The organism is Streptomyces viridosporus (genome assembly GCF_002078235.1).
GTDB lineage: Bacteria > Actinomycetota > Actinomycetes > Streptomycetales > Streptomycetaceae > Streptomyces > Streptomyces viridosporus.
Window position 1 is genome coordinate 1 of the sequence record NZ_MSGP01000671.1, and the last position, 621, is coordinate 621.

Here is a 621-nt window from a genome sequence, read left to right on the forward strand (position 1 = left end):
CGCCACCCTCGACCTCGACCCCCTGCACGGACTCCACATGGCCCGCACCCTCGGCGACCTCGGCCGCGCCCTCGGCACCGAGGTCTGCCCCCTCGGCGCCGAAACCGACACCCAGGCCCTCCTCGCCATCGACGCCCAGGGCCGCGTCTACGCCCTCGACCACACCGGCGACTGGTACCTCGGCCCCGACATCGACCACGCCCTCGCCGCCCTCGTCTCCGGCATCCAGCCCGTACGCCTCACCGCGGGCTGACCACCCCGCGACACCGCACCGCACCGGAACCCCGACGGGACCACGGCGGGACTACGACGGGGCCACGGCGGAACCACGACGGGACCACGGCGGGACTACGACGCCGGAATCACCGCCGACACCCGGAAACCCCCCGCCTCCGTCGGCCCCGACACGAACACCCCGCCCAGCGCGGACACCCGCTCCTTCATCCCCACCAGACCGTTCCCCCCGGACGGCAACCGCGCCGACGACGCCGCCTCCTGCGGCGGCTCGTTCTCCACCTGCATCGCGATCTCCGACACCCGGTGCGCGAGCCGCACGTACGTCTTCGCACCCGCCGCATGCTTGTGGACGTTCGTCAACGCCTCCTGCACCACCCGGTACGC

2 protein-coding genes are annotated in these 621 nt (G+C 73.6%); one reads left to right on the forward strand and one right to left on the reverse strand.

Going from position 1 to position 621, the window contains the following annotated elements; all coding sequences use genetic code 11:
• Positions 1–253 (forward strand): SUKH-3 domain-containing protein (locus B7L92_RS35425; protein ID WP_170102280.1); only part of this gene is annotated, 253 nt, incomplete at its 5' end.
• A gap of 95 nt (positions 254–348) precedes the next feature.
• Here B7L92_RS35425 and B7L92_RS35430 read toward each other — a convergent pair.
• A partial coding sequence (locus B7L92_RS35430; RefSeq protein ID WP_438364050.1) for an ATP-binding protein occupies positions 349–621 on the reverse strand: 273 nt, incomplete at its 5' end.